The sequence below is a fragment of the Geomonas limicola genome (genome assembly GCF_014193675.1).
In the GTDB taxonomy this organism is placed as follows: domain Bacteria; phylum Desulfobacterota; class Desulfuromonadia; order Geobacterales; family Geobacteraceae; genus Geomonas; species Geomonas limicola.
Genome location: NZ_BLXZ01000003.1, coordinates 34,530 through 60,773 on the forward strand (window position 1 = coordinate 34,530; position 26,244 = coordinate 60,773).

Genomic DNA, 26,244 nt, shown 5'->3' on the forward strand with positions numbered 1-26,244 from the left:
CCTCCCCGGCTGGTCACCGGGGAGGCAGCGCGTACTCATACTACGGAGATCAGGGGACCATCCAGGGGAAGACGTAGGCCTGCAGGGCTACGATGATCCCCATGAGGGTGGTCAGGAAGAGCGCGTGCTTCAAGGTGAAACGGAACAGGTTCCCTTCCTCGCCGACCAGGCCGGTGGCGGCGCAGGCGACGGCGATGGACTGCGGCGAGAGCATCTTGCCCATGACACCACCGGAGGTGTTGGCCGCACCGGTCAGAAGCGGGTTCAGGCCCAACTGCTCGGCGGTTACCTTCTGCAGGCCGCCGAAGAGCACGTTCGAGGAGGTGTCGGAGCCGGTCAGGAAGACGCCGAGCATCCCCAGGAAGGGAGAGAGGAACGGGAAAAGCGCGCCGGTCTTGGTGAATGCCATGCCCATCGAGGTGGTCATCCCCGAGGCGTTCATCACGAAGGCGAGGCCGACGACCGATGCCACGGTGATCGCCGGGAAGCGCATGTCGTAGAGGGTTTTGCCGAGTACCTGGAAGAAGGCGCCCACACCGACGCCGCAGATAAGGGCCGAGATGATGGCGGCGATCAGGATGGCAGTACCGGCGGCGGACATGAAGTTAAAGGTGAACTTGGCGGCAACCTTGGCCGGGATCTGCCCGCCGACCGCCTTGTCGAGCGCCTTGAAGCGGGTCTTTTCCACCGCGTTGGAGGCAACCAGTTCCTTCTCCAGCTTCTGCAGTTCCTTGTTCTTCTTGTCGACCGAGTCAAAGGCGGCTATGCGCTCGGGGGTCAAGACCGGTGCGCCTGCCGGCAGGGCCTGCTCGACCGCCAGGAGCTTGTCCTCGAGGACCACCAGGTCGTTGAGTCCCGTGGCAAGCGCTGCCTGCTTGGGATCGGCCGCGGAAAGCTGTCCCGCCTGCTTGAGGATTTCGGCCTTGGCCGCGGCGATCTTCTTGATGCCGTCCTCGGGCTTGGAGACGCTCTTCGCGATGGCGCTATCGAGGCCGGAGACCGGGATCACGATCTTGCTCTTGTCCAACTCGGTTTTAAGCGACGGAATGCCCCAGATGAGCACCATGATGGTGAGCACCAGGTAGGGAGCCCAGGCGCGGAACACCTCGCCACCCGAGTAGTTGTGGGTCTCTTTCCCCTTGGCTTCCGGCTCGTGGTCGAAGGTCCAGATGGTGGGGGGCTGCCAGAACTTGAGCAGGATGACCAGGGCGGCCAGGGTCAAAAGCGATGCGGTGACGTCGGGGAGGTAGGGGCCCAGGTAGCTCGCGGTCCCCCACTGGGCGAAGGCGAAGGTGACGCCGCAGACGATGATGGCCGGCAGCACCTCGAGGGTCTTTTTCAGGCCGACCATGATGAAGATGACGTAGAACGGGATGATGACCGAGACGAAGGGGAGCTGGCGTCCCACCATGGTGGAAAGCTTCATGAGTCCCGCGTCGTCGTACCCCATGACCCCCGCCAGTGCCACGACCGGGATCCCGATGGCGCCAAAGGCGACCGGGGCGGTGTTGGCGATGAGGCAGATGGCCGCGGCGTAGAAGGGACGGAACCCGAGGCCTACCAGGGTGGCACCCGCGATGGCTACCGGGGTACCGAAACCCGCAGCCCCTTCGATGAACGCGCCGAAGCAGAAGGCGATGAGGAGCGCCTGCAGGCGGCGGTCACTGGTAAGACCGGCAAGCGAGGCCCTGATGATCTCGAACTGCCCGCCCTTCACGGTGATGTTGTAGAGGAGGATCGTGGTGACCACGATGTAGAAGACCGGGAAGAGGCCGAAGGCTGCGCCGTGCAGGGTGGCGAGGCCCGCCAGTTTCACCGGCATCTGCCAGACGAACACGGCGATGGCGATGGCGGAGGCAACTGCGAGAGGGCCCGCCTTGTGCGCCTTCATCTTGAAGACGGCAAGACAGACAAAGATGACAACCAGAGGGATGGCGGCGATGAGCGCCGAGATCCCAAGACTTCCCGCTACCGGGGTGTAGCTCTGAATCCATGGCATGACAGTTCTCTCCTTTGTTTGTGCTGCGGTTTATATAATAGCGGTTGAGGCAGTATGCGCGTCGTTGCTATCTACGAGGGAAAACGCCGGGCTTTCTAGGTGTTTCCCGGGTATCATCGATGCCTCCAAACCGCTTGGGCCAGCAGGAGAGCCAGTCAATCAAACCAGGTTATGCGGGACTGGTAAGACCAATTGCCATAATTTTAAAACACTGTCAAGTTTTTTTGTCAACAATCCGAAAACGTCTTTACTTATGGGATATTATCCCTTAGGATGCAGTTGTCATTTGGTCATATCATTTTCGTGCCCCCGTCGGCACCTGCCGTTCCGGAATCCCCGGGAACCCTGCAGCACCGCCAATCTCTAAAACGGTTTTTCCGGCAGACCAAACCAAGAACAGGAGGCGTCAGATCATGTTCGAAGCTTTCAAGACCCGTGCTGAGGGGGTCGGTGCCGAAGTGCACCGGGTGGCGACCCGCGAGGAGGCGCTGCTTTTTATCCGGTGGTTCCTGGAAACGGAGCGGATAAACGAGTCCCCCGGCAGTGGTGCGCTCTGGGCGAAATCGGCGTTGCTCGACGGGGTTCCGGAGTCGGAGATCCCCCGTCACCCGGGCCTCAGTCATGACGTGAGCCGCGATCGTGCCGCCCAGGCGAAGCTGGGGATCAGCGAGGCGCAGTGGGGGGTGGCGGACACCGGTTCCCTGGTGCTCGACCAGGGTGCACCCGAGCAGCGCCTGGTCTCCTCATTGCCCACCATCCACCTCGCCCTGCTCCCCACCGGCAACATCCTGGCCGGCAAGACCCAGGTGTTCGCGAAGATGAACCCCGCCACCAGCAAGTACATCGCCTTCATCACCGGCCCCAGCCGCACCGCCGACATCGAGCGGGTGCTGACCATCGGGGTGCACGGTCCGGAGCGGCTGGTGATCGTCTGCATCGACGACGTGGAGGGGGGAACCCGATGAATAAAGAGTTCAAGGCGAAGATAGACCGGGCCGTCAACAACGCGAACCTTACCGGGGCGCTCGGCAAGTTCTCCGAGGCGTACAAGGTGAACCGGGCCAAGGCTTACGAGGGGATCGACTTCGAGGAACTGCGTGGCCGGGTGGCCTGCATCAAGTCTGAGGCGGCAGCCGACCTCGACGGGCTTGCCGAGGAGTTCCGGAAAAATGCCGAGGCCCTGGGCGCCAAGGTGTTCCGGACCAGCGACCCGCACCAGGTGAAGGAGTACATCCTGAAGGTCGCCCAGGAAGCGGGGGTCAAGACGGTGGTGAAGTCGAAGTCGATGGCCACCGAGGAGATCCACCTGAACCCCTACCTGGTCAAAAACGGCATCTCGGTTGCCGAGACCGACCTCGGGGAGTGGATCATCCAGCTCGCCGGCCAGACCCCGTCGCACATGGTGATGCCGGCCATCCACCTGACCAAGGAGGAGGTCGCCGAACTCTTCTCCAAGGAGGTCGAGGAGCGGCTCGCCGCCGACATCCCGCGCCTGGTCAAGGTGGCGCGCAACGAGCTGCGCCCCAAGTTCCTGGCAGCCGACATGGGGATCTCGGGGGGGAACATCGCCGTCGCCGAGACCGGCAGCATCGTCCTGGTCACCAACGAGGGGAACGCCCGTCTGGTGACCACCCTCCCCCGCATCCACGTCGCGGTGATCGGGGTGGAAAAGCTGATAAAGGAGTTCGCCGGCGTGGCGCCGATCCTGGAAGCACTCCCCCGAAGCGCCACCGCGCAGCTCTTGACCAGCTACGTCTCGATCATCTCCGGCCCGACCCAGAACGACGACGGCTCCCCGAAGGAGCTGCACATCGTCCTCATGGACAACCGGCGCTCCGAGATGGCACGCGACCCCAAGTTCAAGCAGGCCCTGCAGTGCATCCGCTGCGGCTCCTGCCTCAACGTCTGCCCAATCTTCCGGTTGGTGGGGGGCCACGTCTTCGGCGACATCTACACCGGCGGCATCGGCACCATCCTGACCGCCTGGTTCGACGAGCTTAAAAAGTCCGAGGATATCCAGGGGCTCTGCATCCAGTGCGGCAACTGCACCCAGGTCTGCCCGGGGAAGATCGACATCCCGGAGCTTATCCTGGAGATCCGGCGCCGGCTGGTCCTGGAAAAGGGGCAGCCTTTGCTGCAGAAGGCGATCTTCTCGGTGGTGAACAACCGCCGCATGTTCCACGGCATGCTGCGCGCGGCGTCACTCGCCGGGAAGCCCTTCAGCTCGGGGAAGTTCATCAGGCACCTGCCGCTGTTCCTCGCCGAACTCACCGACGGGCGCAGCCTGCCGGCCATCGCCGACAAGCCGTTCAGGGACCAGTTCCGGGATTTGAAACAACCGGTCTGTGCCGAGAAGGCGGTCTTTTACGCCGGCTGCCTCATGGACTTCGCCTATCCGGAGATGGGGGTGGCACTTATCAAGCTGCTCAACAAGGCGGGAATCGAGGTCATCTTCCCCGATGAGCAGACCTGCTGCGGCGCGCCGGCGCTCTACAACGGGGCCTACGAGGTCGCCGCGCAAAACGCCGCGGACAACATCACGGCGCTTCTGGCCGCCGAGGCGAGCTACGTCGTCTCAGCCTGCCCCACCTGCACCGTGGCGCTGGCCCATGATTTCCAGAAGACCCTGGAGAGCGTCGGGCGGACCGAGTGGCTCCCCAAGGCAAAGGAACTGGCGGCGAAGACGGTGGATCTTTCCACCCTGGTGAAGCGGCTGGTGGATGCGGGGCGGCTGAGCTTCAAGGAAGGGGAACAGCTGGGGGCGGTGACCTACCACGACTCCTGCCACCTCAAGCGTACGCTCAAGGTCTTCGACGAGCCGCGCGAGCTGCTCGAGAAGGCGGGGTACCAGGTGACCGAGATGTTCGAGTGCGACATGTGCTGCGGCATGGGGGGATCCTACTCCATCAAGCTGCCGGAGATCTCGGCGCCCATCCTGCAGCGCAAGCTCCAGAACATCAAGGATACTGGGGCGCCGGTGGTGGCCATGGACTGCCCGGGGTGCGTCATGCAGATCAGGGGGGGGATGGACCAGGACGGCGCCCAGGTACGGGTGCAGCACTCGGTCGAGCTGCTGGTGGACCGGATCAAGGGGTAGCCGGGGCAGCGACGCTGGCTCCATTTGGCGTGACAACCAGGACCAGAAACATGAAAAGCCGCTCGAATGAGCGGCTTTTTCATTGCAATCGCGGCGCTTCCGGTTTCCTTTCCGCGACTCCTTGGGCTCCGGTAGGAGGGCACCCGGTTGCCGGTGTGCTCACGGCTGCCTTGCCGCTCCTACCTGGTGGATCCCTACCTGATCCCTAGTTGTGGTGTACCTCTTTCGGTGCGGCGACCAGGGCTTTGAGCGCCCCGACTACCAGCAGAGCTGCCGGAACCATCTGCCCTACCAGGATGACTGCCCCGAATCCGAGGAAAGCCCACATGAGGATTCCGGGTTCGTCTGCTGCGCCGTTGGCCGCGAAGGCCGGGGTCGTTGCCAGTGCTGCGATGATGGTGGTGATAGCTGTTCTCATGACGTCCTCCTCGTTATCCTTCGTTCCCCTTGGTGGCTCTGGGTTCATACTCTGTGGCCAGGATCTTCCGGCCGGTTTGCGCGTCGCTAGTTTTCTTTTACATCCTTGGGTGCGCGTACCACCCCTTTGAACATCCCGATCAGGAGCATTACCGCCGGAACTGCCTGTCCTACCAGGATGACTGCCCCGAATCCGAGGAAGGCCCACATGAGGATTCCGGGTTCGTCTGCTGCGCCGTTGGCCGCGAAGGCCGGGGTCGTTGCCAGTGCTGCGATGATGGTGGTGATAGCTGTTCTCATGACGTCCTCCTCGTTATCCTTCGTTCCCCTTGGTGGCTCAGGGTTCATCCTCTGTGGCCAGGATCTTCCGGCCGGTTGCGGCTGCTAGTTCTCTTTGACTTCCTTGGTTGCGTGTACCAGCCCCTTGACCATCCCGACCAGGAGCATTGCCGCCGGAACTGCCTGTCCTACCAGGATCACTGCCCCGAATCCGAGGAAGGCCCACATGAGGAGTCCGGGTTCTTCTGCTGCGCCGTTAGCTGCGAATGCGGGGGCCGCCGTTGCCAATGTTGCGATGATGGTGTTGATAGCGGTTCTCATGACATCCTCCTTTTTGAGCTTTTTTCTTCCCTCTTGCCCTTCTATTAGCAGCGAACGTGCCAAACCTCAAAAAAAAGTTACAATCTGCACTATCTACCTAAATTAACTGGTTTTTTATTTTTACTACGATTGGCAGGCGAACACCGGTTTTCCCTGCTCCAGTATCGGCGCACCATACACTTCGGGCAGGCAGAAACCCGCGATAGTGTGGGCTTGAGGCATAAGCCACTAATATTATTGAGATATACCCCTCGAAAGCACCTGTATAGCGGTGGTATACGCCCGGGCGCCAGCTGTTTTTTTCAGAAAACAAGTCCTGCGGGAGAGGATCAGACCAGGGTGAGGCCGAAGAGGGCAAGCCCTTCACGGGCCAGCAGGAGCGCGAAGACCAGCAGCAGGAGCGCGAGACCGCGCATGAGGTAGTGGTACACCTGGCCGGCCAGGAACCGGCGCGACTTACCGACCAGGAGCGCCAGGGTCATCTTTGCACCGATCAGGCACCCGAAGAAACCCAGGACAAAGGCGACGGCGGCCCAGGGTCGCCCGGCATTGAACCCCTTGAGGATGGTGGGGGCACCGACACTGAACCAGAAGAGGTAGGGATGGGGACTCAGCACGTTGACCAGCATGCCACGGCCGAGCGACTTGGGCGCCGCCCCTTCCAGGCTGGGCTCTTTGAGGCCGCAGCGAAAGGTCTCCAGCGCCATGAACAGCAGGTAGAGTGCCCCCAGTATCGATACAACACCAAGCAGCTGCTGGTAGCCGGCCAACTGTTGCACGAGCAAGGTGGCGACGACGATGAGCGGCAGATCGGTCAGCAGCGGTGCCAGGGCGACCTTGCACCCTTCCTTGATGCCGTGCTGCAGGGTCTGGGTCAATACCAGGGCGAAGAGCGGGCCGGGTGAAAAGCCTGCAGAGAGGCCAAGCAGGGCGCCTGCGCTGAGAAAGGTGATCACCTTGGATACCATCCGGAAAAGTAGGATTGCCACGCGGGGAGGCGAACGGATACTACGGAGTCCCTGGGGGAATTGCAACAAGAATGCGGGGAAACCGGGGGGCCCACCCTCCCCTGCCCTCTCCCGGTAACCGAGAGAAGGCAGGTCGGAGCCGGCGACCATTGCGTCACTTGGCCTTGATCATCTCCACCTCGATGATGAGGTGCACCTCTTCGCCGACGGCGACACCCCCCGTCTCGAGCGCCTTGTTCCAGGCCAGGCCGAAATCCTTACGGTTGATGCTACCCGTTGCGGAGGCACCGCGGCGGAAGTTGCCCCAAGGGTCCTTGGACTCGGCTGAGGGCCCTTCCACGTCGAGAACTACCGGACGGGTCACGCCGTGCAGGGTGAGGTTTCCGCTCACCTTGAGGCCGCTGCCGCTTTTGGCGACCTTGGTGGAGACGAAGGTCATGGTGGGATATTTGCCGACATCGAAAAAGTCGGGGCTGCGCAGGTGATTGTCACGCTTGGCCACACCGGTGTCGATCGACGAGGTATCGATGCTGACGTTGACCGTCGACTTGCTGAGGTCCTGGTCATCGATAAACACGGTCCCCTGCACCTTGCCGAAGCTCCCCTTGACGTTGGAGACCATCAGGTGACGTACCTTGAAACCGGTATAGGAGTGCTCGGGGTCGATGTTGTAGGTGGCAGCCTGTGCCAGGACCGGCAGGGTAAGCAGAGCGAGCGCGGCCAACGTGCTGATGATTCTGTTCATGACATCCTCCTTGTTTCCCGATCAAAGCCTCGGGGCGCGCCATTGCGCGCGGCTTGGTTGACATATCATTTTCCCATCGCTGTTCCAGTCCCCGGTCCCGGGAAGGCGTACCGGCGGCTTCGGAAAGGAACGGGATTATCTTGGCAAATAATACCATAGCGATCCTGTTTGTCCAATTAAGCAAACCCGCCGCAGGATTCCCTCCCCATTTAAGGGAAGTGGGAACCCCCAAAAAAAGGCGCCCCGAGAGGCGCCTGGTACTGCAGGGAAGTTGTCGCACTCCTAGCCGTTCGGCTTCAGGATGACCTTGGTGTACTCGGCCCCCTCGCCGGTCCCGCGCTGGACGAACTTCTGGTATGCCTCCGGACCGTGCTCAAGTCTCAGGCGGTGGCTGACCAGCTTGCCCGGATGGATCCGATCCTGGATGATCGCGTCACGCAACAGGGCGTTGTAACGCTTCACCGGAGCCTGGCCGGTTTCCACCTTGATCCCCTTGGCCCACAGGGCGCCCAGCGGGATGTTGAAGATCCCCTGCTGTGCTTTTTGATCCGCGCCGCCCGGATCCTCCGAAAAGTAGACGCCGATGATCCCGATCGAGCCGGTGGCATCGACGAGCTGCACCAGGTCCTCGATCACCTGGATCGGTTTCTCGCTGTCCGGGTCGCTGCGGTCCAGGGCCTGGTAGCCGACGGCATCGATCCCGCAGAGGACGCCGGCCATCTTTTCCTCGCCGGGGCGGTAGGACTCCTGGATGGCCCGGTTCTCCTTCCGGGCGTTCAGGATGAACTGGACCGGATCGACCTTGGAGAAGTCGACGGGAATGGCCTCGAGTTCGGCTATCTTGTTGAGGCGCACCTCCGAGCGGTCCACCACGTAGACCTCGGCCGCCCCCAGCAGAAACGCCGAGAGCGTTGCCATGTAGCCGACCGGGCCGGCGCCGAAGATGGCCACCGAGGAGCCGGGACCGACATCGGCCATGATGCAGGAATGGTAGCCGGTGGGGAGCACGTCGGAGAGCATGATGAAATCGTCCTCCCAGCGATCCCCCGGGGTGCCCGGCAACTTCAGGGCGTTGCAGTCGGCGAACGGCACGCGGACCAGTTCCGCCTGCCCCCCGCGGTACGGCCCCAGGTCGGCGTAGCCGTACCCGCCGCCCGGCAGTTTGGGGTTGGTGCTCAGGCAGGCGTTGAAATAGCCGCGGCAGCAGTTGAAACAGGTTCCGCAGGCGATGTTGAAGGGAAGCGATACCCGGTCCCCCTCCTTGAGCAACTGGACACCGCTCCCCACCTTCTCGACCACCCCCATGAACTCGTGCCCGAAAACCATGCCGGGCTGGGCCGAGGTGCGCCCCTGGTACATATGCAAGTCACTGCCGCAGATGGCGGCGGAGCTGACCCTGACGATGATGTCGTTGTCCTGCTCGAGCACCGGGTCGGGCACCTCACGCACCTCCATGCGGCCTACCTCCGCAAAAACGAGAGCTTTCATGCTTCCTCCTCTACACCCTGTACGGGTTCGGCAGCATCCGCGCCGCGAAGGTCAAGTCGCGGCGCAGGCTGCGTTACCACCGGTCGCTGCTCGAGCCGGTGCCGGTCGGCTGGCTTTGGTCCGACCCCGTCGACCCGGTTCTCCCCGAGCCTAACGAGCCACCACTTCCCGAGCCACTTGAGCCACCACTCCCCTGGTACTGGTTGTGGTCACTTTTGTTCTGGTTGTAGTCGCTGCCGCTTTTGTCCTGCGAGCCGCTGCCGCTGCCCCAGTTGCTGTCACGGTTCTGGTCCGTACTGGTCGCCCCGCCGCTGCCGGAGCCTTGGCTGGTGCCGGAATGGGACCCTTTCTTTTTGTTTTTATGCTTGTAGTGGGAGCCGGAATCGCTGGAACCCGAGCTGGAACCTGAAGTGGTGCTCCCCCCCGCGCCGGAGCCGGAGCCGCTGTTTTGAATGGACTCGGAAGAACCTTGATATCCGAAGCCCCCTGCCCCGTTGTCCATTCCTGAGTCGGCCCGCGCCGCGCCGTAGGTTCCCGTCGTCAATGCTGCAAATGCCGCCACTGCCACGGCCTTCAACAAGGTAGTTCTGATGGAGCGCATAGTTTGAATCTCCTTTGGTTGTTTAATTGTGAATTTCACCACAGGACAATTGTAGGGAATCAGGCTCCCCGGCAGCAACAACAATTAACTATTTTTTAGCTCATGATAATGACGGTACCAGGTACATACATTAGGGTTTTCACCAGGTACACCAGTTTTGCGACTACCGGCTGACTAAAAGCGGGGGTGCGGCACGAGATACAGGCAACTCCCAGGAGGGCGGGAATAGCGGGAGGCCGTGCACTACCGGGAAAGGGGAGGACGCTCCCCAGCTGCCAGGGGAGCGGTCAGCCCAGGCTGACCTAGACGGCTGCACCGAAAGCCTGCGCTTCCGGCACGGCCGATGCGGGACGGGTTCCTTGACAAGCAGGGGCACTCTGTTAGACATTGTTAACTTATTTTGGGGACAACTTCAGGTGGCGGGGAGGCAGCGATGACCCAGTACGACGACGCGATCAAGACCGAGCTGCAGGGGAAGGCTTGCTACGAAAACCTGGCATCCCAGACCCGGGTCACCCGACTTAAGGGTCTCTTCCTGGGGCTGGCGGCCGAGGAAGACCGGCATATCGAGGCGTTCAGGGCCCTGAAAGCGCGGAGAGACTACCGGATGCCGGAGTCGCAGCTCTTGGATCAGGCAAAGGCGATCTTTAGGGAGTTGCTGGCGAACCGTGAGGAGTGGGGGGAGCTGCGCGAGGACCTGGAGGGCTACCGGTTTGTCATGAAGATCGAGGCGGAGAGTGTGCGAACCTACGAGGAGCTGGGCAGGCGCGAGGAGCATCCGGGGAGAGCCGAGCTCTACCGGCGCATCATCGAGGAGGAGAAAAACCACTTCAACATCATGGAAAACGTGTTCGAGTTCGTGCTGCGGCCCCGCTCAAACCTTGCCTGGCGCGAGTTGCAGGCGAGGTAGTCCGGACAGGACAAAGCGAGGGCCCCCTGAAACGGGAGCCCTTCGACTGAAAGTATAAGGCGGAGTCAACTCTGGGTTGCCCTGCGTTCCAACCCTTGGTAGGAGGCAGCAGGGCGTGCCTTGCGAATCGGGTCGACGCCGATCTGGACCCACCCCGAGCTGCGCCTGAACTTTGCGATTGCTCCCGAGGCGATCAAGGTCTCCAGCATGAAGTCTTTCACGAAGTCATACCTATCGTCCGTGTAGTTCACCTGTATCAGCATTTGCCCCCCTCCCCTATTACACGCCTCTCACCTTGTAAGCATTTTCAGTACCAGAACTGCAACTAGGTGACATATCGAAGATGAAGACCATTCGGACCGACAAAGGTGCCTAAAAAGTGATAAGAATCCTGACAGTTTAGCGCTCCGAATGTAAAGAACTCCGTCACTCCCCGGAGCTATTTGCCCACCCGTACGAAACCGGTGCGGCCAGCCGCAAAGGGCCGTTCGTTGCGGCCCTTTGCGGTTCTGCTGTCATTTTGAGCGCACTGCCGGAGACTACTCCCCGAAGTAGGTGTAGGACTGCAGGGTGCGGTCCAAGAGCTCCAGGAAGTGGCTGCTCTCCTCGATGGAGACCTTCTGCAGCGAAACGTCGGTCTCCAGGTTGTTGCGCACCCGCTTCAGGATCTCGCTCGCGTCGTACTGCACGTACTTGAGGCTCTCCCAGGTGGCATCGCCGGTGATCACGGTGTCGATCTTGTAGTTGGTCTTCTTGTTGAAGGTGATGTGCACGGCGTTCGTGTCGCCGAACAGGTTGTGCATGTCGCCCAGGATCTCCTGGTAGGCGCCGATCAGGAAGAAGCCGATGTAGTAGTCCTCCCCCACGTCGATCTTGTGCAAGGGCAGCGCCTTGGTCCTGCCGTTCTCCCCCACGAAACTGGTGATCTCGCCATCGGAATCGCAGGTGATGTCGGCGATCGAGGTGAGGACGTCCGGCTTCTCGTCGAGCCGCTGGATGGGGACGATCGGGAAGAGCTGGTCGATCGCCCAGGAGTCGGGAATCGACTGGAACAGCGAGAAGTTGGTGAAGTAGGTCTGCCGAAGCGAGAGCTGGAAGTTCTGCAGCTCGTCCGGAATCGGCTTCAGCTTCTCGACGATCGAGTTGATCTTGCGGATGATCTTCGAGTAGACCCACTCGGCGTGGGCGCGCTCGTTCATGTTCAGGTAGCCCAGGTTGAAGAGGCTCACCGACTCCTGGATCAGCTGGATGGTGTCGTGGTAGTCCTCCCTCAGGCTGTGCCGGTCGATGGACTTGTAGATGTCCACCAGTTTCCGGACCGTCGGCGAGAGCTTCGCGTTGTCGGCCAGGATGTGCTCGAAGTCCGGCATGAGCGTCTGGGTGTTGTTGTTGAGGACGTTGGTCACCAGCACCGAGTAGTGGGCGACGGTGGCGCGGCCGGACTCGGAGATGATGTTCGGGCAGGGGACCCCGGCCTCGTCGCAGATGTTCTTCACCTGGTAGATGACGTCGTTCGCGTACTCCTCGAGTGAGTAGTTGACGCTGGAGAAGTAGCTCGACTTGGAGCCGTCGTAGTCGACCCCCAGCCCGCCGCCGATGTCCAGGTACTCGAGGTTTACACCCAACCGGCGCATCTCGACGTAGATGCGCGCCCCCTCGATGAGGGCGTTTTTGATCTTGTCGATCTTGGTGATCTGGCTCCCGACGTGGAAGTGCAAAAGCTTCACGCAGTCCACCAGGCCGTTTTGCTTGAGCGACTCGATGGCGGCCATGATCTCGGAGATGCGCAGGCCGAACTTGGCGTCCTCGCCCCCCGAGGTGGACCACTTGCCGATCCCCTTGGAGGAGAGTTTCACCCGGATCCCCAGCTTCGGAATGATCCCGGTGCGCTTGGAAACCTCGATGATTCGCTCCAGTTCAAAGAGTTTCTCGACCACGATGGTGATGTCGTACCCCACGCGGGTCGCGTAGAGCACGGTCTCGATGAACTCGGTGTCCTTGTAGCCGTTGCAGATAATGGGGAGCTTGTTCCCCGCGGACATGGAGATGGCCGCTACCAGCTCGGGCTTGGAGCCGACTTCGAGTCCTAGGCCGTGCTTCTTGCCGAAGTTGGCGATCGCCTCGACCACCTGGCGTTGCTGGTTCACCTTGATCGGGTAGAAGGTCTGGTACTTGGCCGGGTAGTTGTTCTCGTGGATGGCGTTTTTGAAGACGCGGCTGATCGACGCGATGCGCCCCTCGAGGATGTTCATGAACCTCAGGAGGATGGGGGGCTTGATCTTTCTCTTGATCAGGTCGTCCACCAGGACCTTGAGGTCGATGGAGTACTTCGAGTTGGGCGTGGGGTGTACGCAGACGTTCCCCTTCTTATTAATGGAGAAGAGGTCAGCGCCCCAGTTGCCGATGTTGTAGACCTTGGCGGAATCGTTAATGGACCATTTGGGCATAGTTCAGTTCACCAGTGTTCAGATGTGAGATAACCGCTCGTTGTTACGGCTAGGAGAGTCGGTTCTTGAAGTCCTCGTAGCCGAAGCTGCGCACGACTTTAAGCTCGCCGGTCTCGGGTTCATAGGTACAGATATGCGGCAACTGGATGCCGTTGAAGGTGGTGGTCTTCACCATGGTGTAGTGCGACATGTCCAGGAAGCAGAGCTTGTCGCCTACCTGAAGCGGCTTCTCGAAGGACCAGTCGCCGATCACGTCGCCGGCCAGACAGGAAGGGCCGCCCAGACGGTAGCTGTGCGGCTGCTCGCCCGCGTCGAAGCCCCCCACGATTTCCGGACGGTAAGGCATCTCCAGGATGTCCGGCATGTGGCAGGTCGCCGAGACGTCCAGGATGGCCAGATCCATCTGGTTGTGGGTGAGATCGAGCACCTCGGAGACCAGCACGCCGGTACCGATGGCGATCGCCTCGCCGGGCTCCAGGTAGACCTCCAGGTCGTACTTCTCCCGGTAGTACTTCACAAGCTCAACCAATGCGTCGATGTCGTACCCCTCGCGGGTGATGTGGTGCCCCCCCCCGAGGTTCAGCCACTTCATCTTGGGCAGGAACTCGCCGAACTTCTCCTCGAAGACGCGCGAGGTGCGCTCCAGCGGATCGAAGAGCTGCTCGCAAAGGGTGTGGAAGTGGAGCCCCTCCACCCCTTCAAGGCTCTTCCCTTCGAACTCGGCACGCCTGATCCCCAGGCGCGACTTGGGGGCCGCAGGATCGTAGATCTCGGTGTGCCCTTCGGAGTGCTCAGGATTCACCCTGAGACCGATGGAGACGCGCCCCGCTTCCTTTTCCCACAGGGGGCGGAAGCGCTCCAGCTGGTTAAAGGAGTTGAAGACCAGGTGGTTCGAGGTCTTGAGGAGCTCGACGATGTCGCCCTCCTTGAAGGCCGCCGAGAAGCTGTGCACCTCGCCGCCGAACTCCTCGCGCCCCAGGCGCGCCTCCCAGGGCGAGCTGGCGCAGATCCCCTTCAGGGTCTGCGCGATGAGCGGGAAGACGCTCCACATGGAAAACGCCTTCAGCGCCAAAAGGATCTTGGCGCCGCTTCTTTGCTGCACCTGGTCCAGGATGGCCAGGTTGTGGCGCAGCCGCCCCAGGTCGACCACGAAGGCCGGCGAGGGAGCGAGCTGCGTCATCTCTTCGACATGCCAGCGGGTCACGTAAGCTCCAGCCAGTCGCCGCCGTCGACGACCTCAAACGGGAGCCCCATGGTGGAGAGGGTCTCCAGGAACGGCTCCGGATCGAACTGCTCCATGTTCCAGACGCCCGGCTTGTGCCACTTTCCGGTCAGCATCATCACCGCACCCACCACGGCGGGCACGCCGGTGGTGTAGCTGATCGCCTGGGATTTCACTTCTTTATAGCAGGCCTCGTGGTCGCAGATGTTGTAGATGTAGACCTGCTTCTTCTTGCCGTCCTTGAGCCCCTTGGCAACCACGCCGATGCAGGTGCGACCCTTGGTCAAGGGCCCGAGGCTCCCGGGATCCGGCAGTACGGCTTTGAGGAACTGCAGCGGCACGATCTTCTGGCCGTTGTACTCCACCTCGTCGATGCGGGTCATGCCGACATTCTGCAGGACCTCGAGGTGTTTCAGGTAGTTGTCCGAGAAGGTCATCCAGAACTGGGCCTTCTTGATGGTCGGGATGTGCTTCACGAGGCTCTCCATCTCCTCGTGGTACATCCGGTAGATGTTCATCGGGCCGATCCCTTCCGGGAAGTCGAAGCTCCTCTTGGTGGCGAGCGCACCGGTCTCCACCCACTGACCGTTCTCCCAGTGACGGCAGGCAGCGGTCACCTCGCGGATGTTGATCTCCGGGTTGAAGTTCGTGGCGAAGGGCTGGCCGTGGTTGCCGGCGTTCGCGTCGATGATGTCGATCTCCTGCACCTCGTCCAGGTACTTCTTGGCGGCAAGTGCAGTGAAGACGTTGGTGACGCCCGGGTCGAAGCCGCTCCCCAGAAGTGCCATGAGACCCGCCTCCTTGAAGCGCTCCTCGTAGGCCCACTGCCAGCTGTACTCGAACTTGGCGGTGTCGAGCGGCTCGTAGTTCGCGGTGTCCAGGTAGTCCACGCCGGTTGCCAGGCAGGCGTCCATGATGGTGAGGTCCTGGTAGGGGAGCGCCACGTTGATGACCAGCTGGGGCTTCTCGGCCTTGATCAGCTCGATCAGCTCGGGGACGTTATCGGCATCGACCTGGGCGGTCTTTACCGGAAAATCGGGGATCTGCTCCGCGATGGCGCGGCACTTTGCTTCAGTGCGCGAGGCAAGCGTAATCTCGGTGATCACACCCTTGGCCATGGCACACTTGTGGGTCACTACTCCGCCGACACCGCCGGCCCCGATGATCAATACTTTGCTCATTCCCTTAACTCTCCTGTTGACTAGTAATAAAACGTGGGCGGCGTCACGACCCAGAGGATCTGCGCCGCACCCTTACCGATGTTCTTCACCGTGTGCGTGCGGTCCGAGGTAAAGTAGAAGCACTCCCCCTTCTCGACCGTGTAGAGCTTGTCGTCCAACTTCAACTGCACCTTTCCCGAGATGACGTAGCCGAACTCCTCACCCTCGTGGATGGGCTGCTCGTCCATCTCCCCGCCGGGCTCCAGGGTCACCAGCACCGGATCCATGTCGCGGTTCTGGGCACCGGGGACCAGGAGCTCGACCTTGACCGAATCGCCGTCGTCGGTTGCCTGCACCCGGGCCTCTTTGCCGTACACGCACTCCTGGTCCGGCTCCTCGCTGAAGAACTCCTGCATGCTGATGCCGAAGACGTCGATGATGTCCTTCAGCGTCGCGATGGAGGGCGACGTGGCGTCGTTTTCCAGCTGGGATATGAACCCCTTGGTCAGGTCGGCGCGACTTGCGAGCTCCTCCTGAGTGAGCGAGTTAGCCATCCTGAGCCGTTTCAGCCTCTCACCGATTTTCAAACAGACCCCCGAGTTTAGTAACAGTAAACAAGTTGTATTTTCGCAATCTAGCATTTCCCCCAATTTTGTCAACGAAAAGTTTAGTAATGGTATACTTTCTGTTTATTGTTAATTGCGGTTCATCTTTTTGCCGGTGACTTCGTATTGCATTTCAGGATGTTAAACAGGTACCATAAAAGGCGATGCAGGAAACGATACTGTAAACAGCATCCACCCTGCGAGCCTCGAAACAGAGTTTCGAGAGGACCCGACAGCACTGTTGCGGCGCGCGCGATTTGGACCTAATTTGCGCGTGATTTGGTACTGAGCTTTTTCACAAAAAGAGGCGGGTCCAACCAGGTTGAAGCCTCGTTGAATCCGCCTTAAATGCCCTACACCATTGATAATGATTATCGTTATACTTTGCCTTTTTCTAGCCCTTTTGAAAGGCGATCCCGCTGAGGCTTTCGACATTGACCATCAGCAAGGTTTTTCGACTCTGAACTGGTACAGCTACGCCATTAGGCCCACGTCTTTATGACCATCTCACGGCTCTTATTGCTTTTCCCTCCTCCGCCCACCGTGTAGCTGATCTCCACCTCCCTCGTATCAAAGCCGGCGAAGACTTCCTTCATGACCGGATGGTTGTTGATGGTGAGGATGGCCTTGCCTTTCATGGTCCGCATCAGCTCGGCCATCCGCTGGTACTGCTCGATGCCGAAGGGGACGCCGTAGCCCTCGACCTTCCAGTAGGGCGGATCGAGAAAGAACAGGGTGCCTGGACGGTCGTACTTACCTATGCATTTTTCCCAGTCAAGGTTCTCGATGTAGCAGCGGGCCAGCCGCATGTGGGCTTGGCTCAGATCTTCCTCGATCCTGGTCAGGTTGAGTCGGGGCGGGCTGGCGGTCGCGGTGCCGAAGGTGCGCCGGGCAACCTTGCCGCCGAAGGCCATCTTCTGCAGGTAGAAGAACCTCGCGGCCCGCTGGATCTCGGTCAAGGTGGTAGGCGGCGTATCGGTCATCCACTCGAACATCTGCCGGGAGACCAGCGCCCACTTGTACTGCCGGATGAACTCCTCCAGGTGGTGCTGCAGCACCCGGTAGAGCGCTACCAACTCACTGCTGAAATCGTTGAGCACCTCGACCTTCGAAGGCTCCTTCAGAAAGAACAGCGCCGCGCCACCGCAAAACGGTTCGCAGTAGCAGGTATGTTTCGGGAACATCGGAAGAATCTCTTTGGCAAGCCTGCGCTTGCCGCCGATCCAGGGTATTACGGGTTGAAACATCGTGAGCCACTCCTTGTATTTTCGGGGTTGGATGTGGTAGGCTCCCCCCGCTCTGATCAGGGTGAGAAGCCTCGGTCTGGCTCACAGGGCACATCTGTGGGTTGGATGGCTGGGCCGTGCTCCAACACGGCCCGGTCGCTTCTCTTAATCAGTACTCTTAGTTGTCGACGAACACTTCAGCGGTCACTGTCATTGCACCATAAGCGCCAAGCGGAGTACCACGCTTGTTGTAGACGGTCACAGTCACGGTATCGTTAGCGGTCACGTTAGCGGATACAAGCACGCCTGCCGGCAGCTGGTAACCAGCGTTAGCTATAGCAACACCTTCCCCAGGAACTGCGCCAGTCACGGTTACGGTCGTCGATGCAAAAGCACCATCGGCGAGCGCGCCCCAGTCCTTCGTAGTAGTACCCACGAGATGCTTTTTTAAGTAAGCCCCTGCCCCGCCAAAACGAACCCCGAATTTGTCGATGGCAAAAATCTCGGAGACAGTACCCGAATAGTTTACGTAGTACTTCACCCCGCCGTTGATGCCATAGGCCTGGGCAAACAGCTTGGTTGTGGCGGCGGAGCCACACGACCACCCGGCAGGATCGAATGCCTTGCCGGACAGGCTGACTATCGTGCTGGAAACCGAGTCGGCGATAACTCCATACGGAGAGGTGTACAGCGGAGACGTGGGGAACGGATTCCTGATGTCGAAATTCCCGTCTCTGAGATAGATATGCTTGTTCCCGGAACCGGCATTGTCGAAATGAGGATTCAGAATTGTCATAGCCTCTATCACTGACGAATCCAAGCTTGTAGCTACCAGCTGGTAATAGCCGGACCCGGATCTGCCATTGTTGTTAGCCTCAAGCCACGGATTGATCATGCTGAAATTAATCAGCTCAGAGCTGAGCGCCTTTTCGACTAAAACCCCCTCCTTGCCGTTCAGCTCGAATATGTCGTTGGTGCTGCTGATACTGTCACCGCCTTTTACGATGAGCCCCTGTTCTACGTTCATGTCGAACCGGTTAGCGTCGAAAGAGGTTGTGGTATTCAGCAGCGGAGTCCTTTCTACGATTGCCCCCACCTGGTTTTGAAAAAACTCGTTTTTGTGGATTTTGCTGCCAGCAGAAAGAACAACCGAAAGTCCCGAAGTCGTGAATTTCTGGATGAAGTTGTTTTCTATCAAAGCATTGCCTGTCTTCAAGGTGCCGGTGGCACTGCCAAGTTTTATACCGACGTGCCCGAGGTTATTCCCGTCCAGGGTGAGGTTCCTAACCACTACGCCTTGGGTAGTGGTCCCCGATCCGTCGTTGATATCGATGGCCGCCCCGCTCCCGGAATAGATTATCCTGCTGCCGCTCGCGTTGTACATCTCATTGGCGCGCCCGTTCCCCTCCAGGATCATGGTGCCAAGCAGGGTGATGCTGCTGGTCCCGATATCGTAGTTGCCAATGGGCACACTGATCTTACCGTAGCCTTGAGCCTTCATCATGTTGACTGCTTTCAGTAAAGCGGCTCCTCGCGCGGCGTCTGACGAGTCCCCCCACCACTGGGGGTACGCAGAAGTCAGGCCGGTGACCGTCCCGGCCCCTCCAAAAATCTGGTAGGACCCGGCGTCCACTGACGAACTGACGAAGGAAAGTTGTTTCCCTGTAGCAACGTCGATGCGCCCGCCGAAGACGACATGAATACGGCGGCCGGAGACGGTTTTGTTATTTATCGGCATGACAGTACTCACCGTCACGGTCTTACCGGAGGTGAGCGGAGAGGCGAGGCAGGTCGACAGGTTCTTGAAGCCGGAAGCGTCAACGCCCCACGGGCCGCTGGTTGAAGTGGGCGCTGCGTGAACAGGTAGCGCGAAAAGCAACAAGAAAAACAGGGCCGATAATGCTTTCATCATAATTTACTCTCCTAAATGGTCTGCCAGTTGGTGCCGTCTTTAACGATCTCGCAGCGGTCTCCGGGCGCGAGGGTCAGGACCAAATCGCCGTCGATGGTTTTAGCATCGCTGGCATCTATCTCAGCTGTGCCTTGTCCGATGTTCTTGACCTTGAACCTCTTCAAAGCACCGACCGTTGCATAGGCGGGGATGTGGTAGCGCACGGTTATCCCTTCCGCCGGATTGGCAAAAAGTATCCCATGCGTCTCATCCAGCGCGGCCTCAACGTCGGAAGTCAGAATGCTCCCACCCCTGCTGATAACCTCCTCCTGTAAGGCGTTGAGCCATACGGCTGTCACCTTGGTCCCTTTTTGCCCCGCAGCCGAATTTCCTTCATGGAAAAGCCCGTCAACTGAATCTATCCTTTCCATCTAGCCCCCTTATGCCTCTATCAGCTCAACAAACGTGTCGGCCGGTTTAAGGTCCTCGAAAATTTGCCGCATGGTGTCGGCAAAGGAATAGCTCAGATACTCACCGGCAGCACCTTCTCCTGCACGAAACACGTTGGCCCCACCCTCAGAGTAGTAGACCCGCCAGCACCAGTCGGACCCGTCATCTCCTACCTCATCACCCGCCCCGCTCCAGCCGACCATGAACGGGTGCAGCTCCTCGATGACGACGTCATATCCCAGAGCGGCCCCAAGCTGGATGAAGTAGTTGCGGTCCAGCCGGCCAAGCTCGCTCATCTTTTGTTTGACACGCGCCTTCCGCATCTGCAGCGAGTCGTCAAAGAAAGGTGCCGTGCCGTAGTTGCGCTCCCACGACTCCAGCAGCTCATAGGCGCCATCGGGAAACTGCTCGGTCAGCAGGATCTCGGCACGGTCGCCTGCTCGGTCCATAAGCGCGCCTTCAGTTGCGATATCCAGCTCATGGGTCGCCCCTAGGTCAACCGGGATCAACAGCTTGAGAGCGTCCTTATGTGACATTGATGGCTCCGGGCCGGATGGTCTGCATGGTCGCCGGGACTACGTTTACTGCCGGACTGGCCACAACGTAGTCCTCTGCTCCGTTGAGAATAGCGATGTTGCCAAGCTGGCTGCGATACAGCGGCTGACCAGGTGCAAATCCGCTGAGGTAGCTCGCGACATCAAGGGCGGCCTGAACCGCGTTATAGTTCGGCCCCGATCCTGTCATGATCACGTCCTGGGGCAGGATCTCCGGCGCCAAAACGCGCAGGTATTTGGCGGTTACCGGCCGCTGGTCCTCGACGTAGGCGCGGACCTCGGCAATGAGATCAGCGCTCGGTACTTCGCTCCCGGTCGAGATATCAGCCACAATCACCAAGTCGACCGAGCCGGGGCCTTGTGCCAGCGGGATGCAGTAGGCCGACTTTACGTTGGTGATCGACAGCGCCCACTTGACGTAGTCGTACTTGTTGCCACCCGCTGGCGGTCTACGGATGTAGTCAAGGAGCCGGGCAAGGAGATCGGCGTCGCTTTCACCGGTCCTACGGTTGATGCCGCGCACCCAGGCGTGATGCTCCAAGGCCTCGACGTCGGCGGTATCCGGGAAGGCCTGACGGGCAATCCACCCCTGGTACTTGTAGAGGCCCCAGAGCGAGGAGGCGAGAGCCGCACTCCTGATGAAAATCAGCGAGCCTTTCGAGGAATCGGCCTCCGGGAACTGGTTTTTGAAGTCCGTTAAAATGGCGTTGAACAGCTCGTCAAATGTCTTCTCGAAAGGGTTCACACCACCTCCATGAATTTTTCAAAGGTGACGGTTCTTCCGTCTGCCTGGGTTGCTAGGACCAGCATCTTCAACCGGTTCAAGTCCTGGCTACGATCCCGCTCGGTCGAGACCTCGATGGTTTTTGCCCGGCCGTTATCAATGATCCACTGCAGCGCCTGCTCGCAGTCGCCCTTGACCAGGCGTGCTGTTGCCTCGGTGTTCTTCAGGCGCCCCCGGTCTTTCAAGCCGAAGGACGGATCCAACCACCAGCTGCCCTGCTTGATCGACAGGCTCAGGTAGATGTTGTTGAAGATGTCCCGGCTCTTGTCGAAGGTCATGTCGGCAGTGCCGCTCTTCATTGCGATGGCGAAATCCATTACATCTCCTGGTTCGGCGGGTCGGTCATACCGCCACCGGTACCGTGCTCTACATGGTCGTGCTCGTTGAAAACGCCGCGCATCTCCTGCATGGTCCCGTTCGGATCGGCGACCGAGGTTGCGGAAGAAAGAGCGCCCGCCACCTGAGCCGCCCCGGCTACAGTAAGATCTCCGGTCAGCTCCAGGAGCGGCGTATCCATGGTCACCTTGGTGCTGGCTACCACGGTCAGCTGCGGGGTGGTAATGGTGGCGCTGGTTGACGCGAAAATCTCGGCCTCCTTGCAGCTCGCGATCAGCTTCTCGGTCGCCACCACCTCGATGATGCCTTCCCGCTTCAAATGAACCTTTTGCCCCTGGTCGTCGTAGATGGCGAGTTCTCCCTCCTCCAGGCCGATCCGGTAGCGGCGGTCGTCGGAGGCGATGGCAATGAAGTGGTTCCCCTGCCGGATGAAGATGACCTCGGAGCCAGCAAGAGGCCGGCTGGTGAACCCGTAGTGCTGAAACAGTTCGCGGTTGTCGATGGCACCGTCACCCCAGACCGACGCGGACACGCGCTGAATCACACCCTGCATCACACTCTTGACTATGCCCCGGATCATACGGCCACCAGGCCCGGCGGGCCGAGCTTCAGCAGAGTCGTGGACCCTTGCTTGCTGCGCTTGAAGGTCCGACCAAACAGCAGGTAAATACCGTCCTTGTCGAGGCGTTCATCTTTTACCCTGACCAGCTCGTTAATCTTGAAGTTCTGGCCGTTCTGGCTGTGGCCCGACGCCGTGTACGAGAGCTGGAAACCTTCGTGCCGCTGCTTCTCCATTAGCAAGCGAGCGTGCAGGTTGGGCGTCTGGCTGTCGTTGTTGATCTTGGTGACAAACGGCTTGTAGAAGGGAAAGTCCGCATCGACGACCGGCTTTGATCTGACGTTCACCTTGCCCGCATCTAGTCCCATGTCGTCATGCCCTTGGACCTGACTCACCACCGTGATCTTCGAGTAGCGCCGAGAAATGTCGTCCACCTCATCACCGGACTCGACGTTGTTCCCCTGGCCGTCGATCCTGTTGGTGATGGTGAAGGCCGGCTCGCCCTTGGCCTTCGGCCTGCCAAATACCAGCGTGCCATCCGGCATGGAAAAGAGCATGAGCCCACGGCTGGCAGCATAGATGGAGAGCACCTCAAAAACGGTCATCCCCGGCTCGATCATGGAGAGCTTCTGCGGCGTATCCAGGAAGGCGGTAAGCGGGTTGTCGGCGGTCTTTTTCTTCCCCTTGAGCTTGCCGACCACGTTCTCCTGGTAGACGATCTGCTTTCGGCTGATGTATGGCACCGTCGCCAGAAGCATCTTGGCGAGCTGCTTGACCGTCTTGCCTTGCACCGTGATGAACTTCTCGGCGTAGCTGTCCACTACCAGCCCCATGAGGTCGCGGCCTTCGACTACCAGGGTGCTCCCGTCTTTGGTCCATCCCTTGCGGGTGACGTCGACGACCCCGGTCAGCTCCAGGACGCCATTCACGTACAGCTCGCAACGGTCGCCGCGTGTAATCCGGGTTTCCGGCTTGGCCAGCTCTAGGGTGAACTTGTCGGCGGCCTGGTAGAGATCCGCCTCGACCTCGTAGGAGAGAAAGTTCTCGATGCGCCGGCCGGCTATCTGCAGGGCGACCTGGTCAGACATAAATCTGGATCTCCCCCGAGGTGAAGCTAGGGTTTTTGATGCCCTCGTTGATGCTCAGCAGCCGGTCGGACATGTTGTAGGGCAACCCGTACTTGAGGCAGACCAGGTGCAGCGGCATGGTATTGTCCAGGACGATGGTGACGATCCGGTCGCGCTCCAGCTTCACGGTGTTGACGTGCTCCAGGAGGCTTCGCGCCATCGTTTTCAGGCTCTGCATACCCCTCGCCTGATCCACCGCTTCCTGGATCAGCTCGCGGGTATCGGCCAGCGACGACTCCAACTCGCGCACGTTAAGCACCGGCTCAGTTGCGGCGGACCCGACATAGCGGCCGTTGGTGTCAAAGCTCGTCACCTTTTCCGAGCGCCGAACCTGCTGGCGCTTGCGCTCATCGGCGTTGTAGACGTAGGCGGCTTCCAGAGACATGCGCTGGGCGCAGGCAATCTGGAGGTGCTTGATGAAGATGGCGCGGGCCTTCTCTCCCTGCTTGGATCTACTGCTGGAGAACAGCTTGAACTTGTTGATCAGGTTCTTGAACGCGAGTTTCAGGCTGTTCATGAACCGGGCGGGAAAGTTCTTGATCGCCTGGTAGGCCTGCGCTACGGCCTCCACCACTCGGGCAATGACACCGACCACCCGGCCGGGGAGGTTGACCGCGTAATTCACCGTCGCTACCACCGAGCTGGCGGTCTGAATCACCTCGCCCGCAATGCCGGTTGCCAAGCCGATGTACCCGTCGATCTCCCTAGCCATCTCGCGGGCCGCCGCTGTAGCGCCCTTCACCTGCTCCAAAATGGTCAGGTTCGGGTCGAGGTCCATGGTGACGTCCAGTTCGCCGGCAAAGTCCTCGGCCGCTTCGTTTTGCTGCTCATCCTGACCGTCGAGGAAAGCCTCCTCGGTGGCAGCTTCCACGTCCTCATACTCGATGTCTTCGATGGTGCCGCGCAGGTTTTCGACAAAGGAGATGTCGACCTCCGCCATCATCTCGCGGTCATCGTGCCGGACCGTCACCCGCTCGGCCATGCCGTTCATGCTGCCGTACACCGGATGCACCAGTTCGGAGAGCACCTGGTTGGCAAGATGGTTGACCAGCTTCACATGGTCGGCATAGGTCTGGTGGTCGCCGTGATCCCAGAAGTAACAGCGGATATTGACAGTCCTGGCTTTCTGGCCCATGTCCTCCAGGAGCGCACCGTCCTTGTTGGGTATCTCGTGCTTGGCGACTGCCTTCTCAAAGGTGTCGTCGAGGGTTTCGATCTCAAGGGCAATGCCGTCAAGTTGTGCCGGATAGAGCTCTTGCATTACATCCCCTCGGTAGTCATCAGGGCATCCCAGAGGCTGCCACGGTTGAGGGCCTTGACGTCGGTCCTGGTGTTCATGCTGTTGACCCTGGTGATGGCGCGGCCCAGCTCGTCGAAATGGACGTCGATCTTGATGTCATTCTTCACGCCGCTCTTACCGCCCCCGATCCCCATCACCTCGTACTCTCTTGAGCCCCGGCCAAAGGTTTGGCTGCCCCAGCCGTTTTCCCTGCTGCTGTCACTGATCAGCTTGGAGATGAAGGGCGCCGCTACCACCGCCGTGGGAACCGAATAAACGGCAAGCGGACCGAGATACTTACCTACACCTGCGCCTACTCCAGGTGCCCCGGCCGGCAACTGCGGAGCGCCGCCGGGTAGTCCTCCCGCAGGCCAGTTGGTGACAAAGACAGGGGCGACTCCGGCGGCGGCTTCAAGAGCCTTTCCTTCAGCGACACCAATGGCAGTACTGCTGCCCTTAGCCAAGAGCCTGCCTGCTACGGCACCGATTGCCTTGCTGCCGTAGCGCGCCGTCAGAAACGTGCCCAGGGCGAGTGCGCCGCCGCCGATTGCCATGTCCTTCCCTGTCAGCTCCAGGCCGCCATTGGCCTTCTTGTCCATGCTGAACTTGATGAAGTCGGCGATGACTTCGTTGATCGGCTGGACGAACCCATCAGACGCCTCCCTGAGGGCCGCCTTGAGACGGCCAGTCTGATCCACTGCGTTGCTGATGGCGGAGGGGAGATCGTTCTGCAGGGTGCCGCCGGCAGCGCCGATCTGCCTGGTGAAGTCGCGGATCTTGGAGAGCGCATCGCCGGAGAGCAGCGTCTTCATCCCCTTGATGGTGTCGAGGTCGGCCTTGCCAAAGGCCTGTTGGATGAAGATCGCACGGGCCTTGTCGGTCTTGAGCTTGTCCCACTTCTTCTTGATGTCCTGCAGCACATCGACCGCATCGCGCCGGGCGCCCTTGGCGTCAAAGAATTTAACGCCGGTGCCCTTCTGAGCCTCGGCCATGTAGCGCAGGTTGGTGAACAGCCGCAAAGTGGAGTCAGCCAGAGTAGCCAGGCGCTCAGGCTGACGCTCCACCATGGAAAGCCCTTCGATAAAGGCGAGGGTCTTGTCATAGCCCATTCCGGCGGAAGCGGCGTTTACGCCCACCCTTGCGAAGATATCGCTCAGGTTTTCCAGCTCGGCGTTGCCAAGCCGGCCGGCGACCGTCATTTTATCCAATTGCGCCAGCGCCTTGCCCGGCTTCTCAAGGTCGATGTTGAAGGCGGTTGCACCAACGGTAAGCCCGCCGGCTAGGGTCCTGCCCTGTGCTCCGGTAACCGCGGACGCTATGTTGATGCCCTTGGTCGACTCCAGCGCGGCCTTCCAGGACTGACCCGACTGAATCAAGGAATCGAAGCCATCCTTGAGCCCTTCGACCTGCTGGCCAGTCTCCTTGCTCATGGCAAAGAACTCCTTGCGAAGTCCCTTGACCATTTGCTGACCTTCCCCTGCCGTCTGCCCAACCTGCGTGAGCCCCTTGTCGAGCCGGGCCGACTGGGAGAGCTGCTGCATGGCGCCAATGGAGAGCCCGATACCCGCGACCTTGCCCTGGACAGAGCCCATGGCGCCACGCAACGAGTCAAACTCGCGCTTGGCCCCGGAGGTGAAGCGGCTCACGGCATTGCCCGAGTCGCTCATCTCGCGCTTCAAGCCGCTGGCGTTGGCCAGTATTTGCAGGAACAGCTTCATGTCAGCCATGCATCACCTATTAAGGACCTTCTGCTTCTTGGGCTTTTTGGGGTTCACGATC

At 60.2% G+C, this 26,244-nt stretch carries 26 protein-coding genes; 3 read left to right on the forward strand and 23 right to left on the reverse strand.

What is annotated here, in order from left to right; genetic code table 11:
- Positions 1-49 precede the first annotated feature (49 nt).
- Positions 50-1,999 carry an L-lactate permease gene (locus tag H7688_RS07180; RefSeq protein ID WP_183360398.1) on the reverse strand — a complete coding sequence of 650 codons (1,950 nt, stop codon included), beginning with the start codon at positions 1,997-1,999 and terminating at the stop codon, positions 50-52.
- A gap of 413 nt (positions 2,000-2,412) precedes the next feature.
- Between H7688_RS07180 and H7688_RS07185 the strand changes: the two genes are divergently transcribed.
- Positions 2,413-2,964 carry a LutC/YkgG family protein gene (locus H7688_RS07185; protein ID WP_183360399.1) on the forward strand — a complete coding sequence of 184 codons (552 nt, stop codon included), beginning with the start codon at positions 2,413-2,415 and terminating at the stop codon, positions 2,962-2,964.
- Positions 2,961-5,096, forward strand: coding sequence for an L-lactate dehydrogenase (quinone) large subunit LdhH (gene ldhH / locus H7688_RS07190; protein ID WP_183360400.1), 2,136 nt, complete (start codon positions 2,961-2,963; stop codon positions 5,094-5,096). Before H7688_RS07185 ends, ldhH begins: the two co-directional genes overlap by 4 nt.
- A gap of 205 nt (positions 5,097-5,301) precedes the next feature.
- Here the strand turns inward: ldhH and H7688_RS07195 are convergent, their stop codons facing one another.
- The 7 genes from H7688_RS07195 to H7688_RS07225 form a co-directional block, all read right to left on the reverse strand.
- Entirely contained in the window at positions 5,302-5,514 is a 213-nt protein-coding gene (locus tag H7688_RS07195; protein ID WP_183360401.1) for a hypothetical protein, read from the reverse strand.
- 86 nt (positions 5,515-5,600) lie between these two features.
- Entirely contained in the window at positions 5,601-5,813 is a 213-nt protein-coding gene (locus H7688_RS07200) for a hypothetical protein (protein ID WP_183360402.1), read from the reverse strand.
- An 84-nt stretch (positions 5,814-5,897) separates the two neighbouring features.
- Complete coding sequence (locus H7688_RS07205; protein WP_183360403.1) at positions 5,898-6,113, reverse strand: hypothetical protein; 216 nt, start codon at positions 6,111-6,113, stop codon at positions 5,898-5,900.
- Positions 6,114-6,442: 329 nt separating this feature from the next.
- Positions 6,443-7,102, reverse strand: a complete 660-nt coding sequence (locus tag H7688_RS07210; RefSeq protein ID WP_246329740.1) for a LysE family translocator — start codon at positions 7,100-7,102, stop codon at positions 6,443-6,445.
- A 133-nt stretch (positions 7,103-7,235) separates the two neighbouring features.
- A complete protein-coding gene (locus H7688_RS07215) occupies positions 7,236-7,826 on the reverse strand; it encodes a YceI family protein (RefSeq protein ID WP_183360404.1) in 591 nt (196 codons plus the stop codon).
- Positions 7,827-8,108: 282 nt separating this feature from the next.
- On the reverse strand, positions 8,109-9,314 hold the full coding sequence (locus tag H7688_RS07220; protein WP_183360405.1) for a glutathione-independent formaldehyde dehydrogenase: 1,206 nt from the start codon (positions 9,312-9,314) through the stop codon (positions 8,109-8,111).
- A gap of 73 nt (positions 9,315-9,387) precedes the next feature.
- Positions 9,388-9,915: a hypothetical protein gene (locus H7688_RS07225; RefSeq protein WP_183360406.1), complete on the reverse strand. Its 528-nt coding sequence runs from the start codon at positions 9,913-9,915 to the stop codon at positions 9,388-9,390.
- A gap of 433 nt (positions 9,916-10,348) precedes the next feature.
- Here H7688_RS07225 and H7688_RS07230 point away from each other — a divergent pair, with 433 nt between their 5' ends.
- Positions 10,349-10,825, forward strand: a complete 477-nt coding sequence (locus H7688_RS07230) for a ferritin-like domain-containing protein (RefSeq protein WP_183360407.1) — start codon at positions 10,349-10,351, stop codon at positions 10,823-10,825.
- Positions 10,826-10,890: 65 nt separating this feature from the next.
- On the opposite strand, the gene H7688_RS07235 is transcribed toward H7688_RS07230, so the two are convergent.
- The 15 genes from H7688_RS07235 to H7688_RS07305 form a co-directional block, all read right to left on the reverse strand.
- The gene (locus tag H7688_RS07235; RefSeq protein ID WP_183360408.1) at positions 10,891-11,088 is read right to left on the reverse strand and encodes a GSU3473 family protein; all 198 of its coding nucleotides are present in this window, start codon (positions 11,086-11,088) and stop codon (positions 10,891-10,893) included.
- A 276-nt stretch (positions 11,089-11,364) separates the two neighbouring features.
- Positions 11,365-13,272 (reverse strand): arginine decarboxylase, encoded by a 1,908-nt coding sequence (gene speA / locus H7688_RS07240; protein ID WP_183360409.1) that lies wholly within the window; start codon positions 13,270-13,272, stop codon positions 11,365-11,367.
- Between the two features lie 49 nt (positions 13,273-13,321).
- Entirely contained in the window at positions 13,322-14,452 is a 1,131-nt protein-coding gene (gene nspC / locus H7688_RS07245; RefSeq protein WP_371873170.1) for a carboxynorspermidine decarboxylase, read from the reverse strand.
- A gap of 20 nt (positions 14,453-14,472) precedes the next feature.
- A complete protein-coding gene (locus tag H7688_RS07250; RefSeq protein ID WP_183360411.1) occupies positions 14,473-15,675 on the reverse strand; it encodes a saccharopine dehydrogenase family protein in 1,203 nt (400 codons plus the stop codon).
- A gap of 20 nt (positions 15,676-15,695) precedes the next feature.
- Complete coding sequence (locus H7688_RS07255) at positions 15,696-16,241, reverse strand: helix-turn-helix domain-containing protein (RefSeq protein ID WP_183360412.1); 546 nt, start codon at positions 16,239-16,241, stop codon at positions 15,696-15,698.
- 500 nt (positions 16,242-16,741) lie between these two features.
- Positions 16,742-17,506: a DNA adenine methylase gene (locus H7688_RS07260; protein ID WP_183360413.1), complete on the reverse strand. Its 765-nt coding sequence runs from the start codon at positions 17,504-17,506 to the stop codon at positions 16,742-16,744.
- Between the two features lie 157 nt (positions 17,507-17,663).
- Positions 17,664-19,397: a right-handed parallel beta-helix repeat-containing protein gene (locus tag H7688_RS07265; RefSeq protein ID WP_183360414.1), complete on the reverse strand. Its 1,734-nt coding sequence runs from the start codon at positions 19,395-19,397 to the stop codon at positions 17,664-17,666.
- An 11-nt stretch (positions 19,398-19,408) separates the two neighbouring features.
- Positions 19,409-19,807: a hypothetical protein gene (locus H7688_RS07270; RefSeq protein ID WP_183360415.1), complete on the reverse strand. Its 399-nt coding sequence runs from the start codon at positions 19,805-19,807 to the stop codon at positions 19,409-19,411.
- A 9-nt stretch (positions 19,808-19,816) separates the two neighbouring features.
- Positions 19,817-20,362 (reverse strand): putative phage tail protein, encoded by a 546-nt coding sequence (locus H7688_RS07275; protein ID WP_183360416.1) that lies wholly within the window; start codon positions 20,360-20,362, stop codon positions 19,817-19,819.
- Positions 20,352-21,125: a baseplate J/gp47 family protein gene (locus H7688_RS07280; RefSeq protein ID WP_183360417.1), complete on the reverse strand. Its 774-nt coding sequence runs from the start codon at positions 21,123-21,125 to the stop codon at positions 20,352-20,354. Before H7688_RS07280 ends, H7688_RS07275 begins: the two co-directional genes overlap by 11 nt.
- Complete coding sequence (locus H7688_RS07285) at positions 21,122-21,481, reverse strand: phage GP46 family protein (RefSeq protein ID WP_183360418.1); 360 nt, start codon at positions 21,479-21,481, stop codon at positions 21,122-21,124. Before H7688_RS07285 ends, H7688_RS07280 begins: the two co-directional genes overlap by 4 nt.
- Positions 21,481-22,080 carry a phage baseplate assembly protein domain-containing protein gene (locus H7688_RS07290; RefSeq protein ID WP_281379421.1) on the reverse strand — a complete coding sequence of 200 codons (600 nt, stop codon included), beginning with the start codon at positions 22,078-22,080 and terminating at the stop codon, positions 21,481-21,483. Before H7688_RS07290 ends, H7688_RS07285 begins: the two co-directional genes overlap by 1 nt.
- Positions 22,077-23,147 (reverse strand): phage baseplate assembly protein, encoded by a 1,071-nt coding sequence (locus tag H7688_RS07295; protein WP_183360420.1) that lies wholly within the window; start codon positions 23,145-23,147, stop codon positions 22,077-22,079. Before H7688_RS07295 ends, H7688_RS07290 begins: the two co-directional genes overlap by 4 nt.
- Positions 23,140-24,447: a DNA circularization protein gene (locus H7688_RS07300; protein ID WP_183360421.1), complete on the reverse strand. Its 1,308-nt coding sequence runs from the start codon at positions 24,445-24,447 to the stop codon at positions 23,140-23,142. The genes H7688_RS07295 and H7688_RS07300 overlap by 8 nt, the downstream gene beginning before the upstream one ends.
- Complete coding sequence (locus H7688_RS07305) at positions 24,447-26,192, reverse strand: phage tail tape measure protein (protein WP_183360422.1); 1,746 nt, start codon at positions 26,190-26,192, stop codon at positions 24,447-24,449. The genes H7688_RS07300 and H7688_RS07305 overlap by 1 nt, the downstream gene beginning before the upstream one ends.
- Positions 26,193-26,244 lie beyond the last annotated feature (52 nt).

What these genes read in the sequence shown, in the direction of transcription:
- H7688_RS07180 (WP_183360398.1), bottom strand. Translation starts at nt 1,999, where the DNA reads ATGCCATGGATTCAGAGCTACACCCCGGTAGCGGGAAGTCTTGGGATC.
- H7688_RS07185 (WP_183360399.1), top strand. Translation starts at nt 2,413, where the DNA reads ATGTTCGAAGCTTTCAAGACCCGTGCTGAGGGGGTCGGTGCCGAAGTG.
- ldhH (WP_183360400.1), top strand. Translation starts at nt 2,961, where the DNA reads ATGAATAAAGAGTTCAAGGCGAAGATAGACCGGGCCGTCAACAACGCG.
- H7688_RS07195 (WP_183360401.1), bottom strand. Translation starts at nt 5,514, where the DNA reads ATGAGAACAGCTATCACCACCATCATCGCAGCACTGGCAACGACCCCG.
- H7688_RS07200 (WP_183360402.1), bottom strand. Translation starts at nt 5,813, where the DNA reads ATGAGAACAGCTATCACCACCATCATCGCAGCACTGGCAACGACCCCG.
- H7688_RS07205 (WP_183360403.1), bottom strand. Translation starts at nt 6,113, where the DNA reads ATGAGAACCGCTATCAACACCATCATCGCAACATTGGCAACGGCGGCC.
- H7688_RS07215 (WP_183360404.1), bottom strand. Translation starts at nt 7,826, where the DNA reads ATGAACAGAATCATCAGCACGTTGGCCGCGCTCGCTCTGCTTACCCTG.
- H7688_RS07220 (WP_183360405.1), bottom strand. Translation starts at nt 9,314, where the DNA reads ATGAAAGCTCTCGTTTTTGCGGAGGTAGGCCGCATGGAGGTGCGTGAG.
- H7688_RS07225 (WP_183360406.1), bottom strand. Translation starts at nt 9,915, where the DNA reads ATGCGCTCCATCAGAACTACCTTGTTGAAGGCCGTGGCAGTGGCGGCA.
- H7688_RS07230 (WP_183360407.1), top strand. Translation starts at nt 10,349, where the DNA reads ATGACCCAGTACGACGACGCGATCAAGACCGAGCTGCAGGGGAAGGCT.
- H7688_RS07235 (WP_183360408.1), bottom strand. Translation starts at nt 11,088, where the DNA reads ATGCTGATACAGGTGAACTACACGGACGATAGGTATGACTTCGTGAAA.
- speA (WP_183360409.1), bottom strand. Translation starts at nt 13,272, where the DNA reads ATGCCCAAATGGTCCATTAACGATTCCGCCAAGGTCTACAACATCGGC.
- nspC (WP_371873170.1), bottom strand. Translation starts at nt 14,452, where the DNA reads ATGACGCAGCTCGCTCCCTCGCCGGCCTTCGTGGTCGACCTGGGGCGG.
- H7688_RS07250 (WP_183360411.1), bottom strand. Translation starts at nt 15,675, where the DNA reads ATGAGCAAAGTATTGATCATCGGGGCCGGCGGTGTCGGCGGAGTAGTG.
- H7688_RS07260 (WP_183360413.1), bottom strand. Translation starts at nt 17,506, where the DNA reads ATGTTTCAACCCGTAATACCCTGGATCGGCGGCAAGCGCAGGCTTGCC.
- H7688_RS07265 (WP_183360414.1), bottom strand. Translation starts at nt 19,397, where the DNA reads ATGATGAAAGCATTATCGGCCCTGTTTTTCTTGTTGCTTTTCGCGCTA.
- H7688_RS07270 (WP_183360415.1), bottom strand. Translation starts at nt 19,807, where the DNA reads ATGGAAAGGATAGATTCAGTTGACGGGCTTTTCCATGAAGGAAATTCG.
- H7688_RS07275 (WP_183360416.1), bottom strand. Translation starts at nt 20,362, where the DNA reads ATGTCACATAAGGACGCTCTCAAGCTGTTGATCCCGGTTGACCTAGGG.
- H7688_RS07285 (WP_183360418.1), bottom strand. Translation starts at nt 21,481, where the DNA reads ATGGATTTCGCCATCGCAATGAAGAGCGGCACTGCCGACATGACCTTC.
- H7688_RS07290 (WP_281379421.1), bottom strand. Translation starts at nt 22,080, where the DNA reads ATGATCCGGGGCATAGTCAAGAGTGTGATGCAGGGTGTGATTCAGCGC.
- H7688_RS07295 (WP_183360420.1), bottom strand. Translation starts at nt 23,147, where the DNA reads ATGTCTGACCAGGTCGCCCTGCAGATAGCCGGCCGGCGCATCGAGAAC.
- H7688_RS07300 (WP_183360421.1), bottom strand. Translation starts at nt 24,447, where the DNA reads ATGCAAGAGCTCTATCCGGCACAACTTGACGGCATTGCCCTTGAGATC.
- H7688_RS07305 (WP_183360422.1), bottom strand. Translation starts at nt 26,192, where the DNA reads ATGGCTGACATGAAGCTGTTCCTGCAAATACTGGCCAACGCCAGCGGC.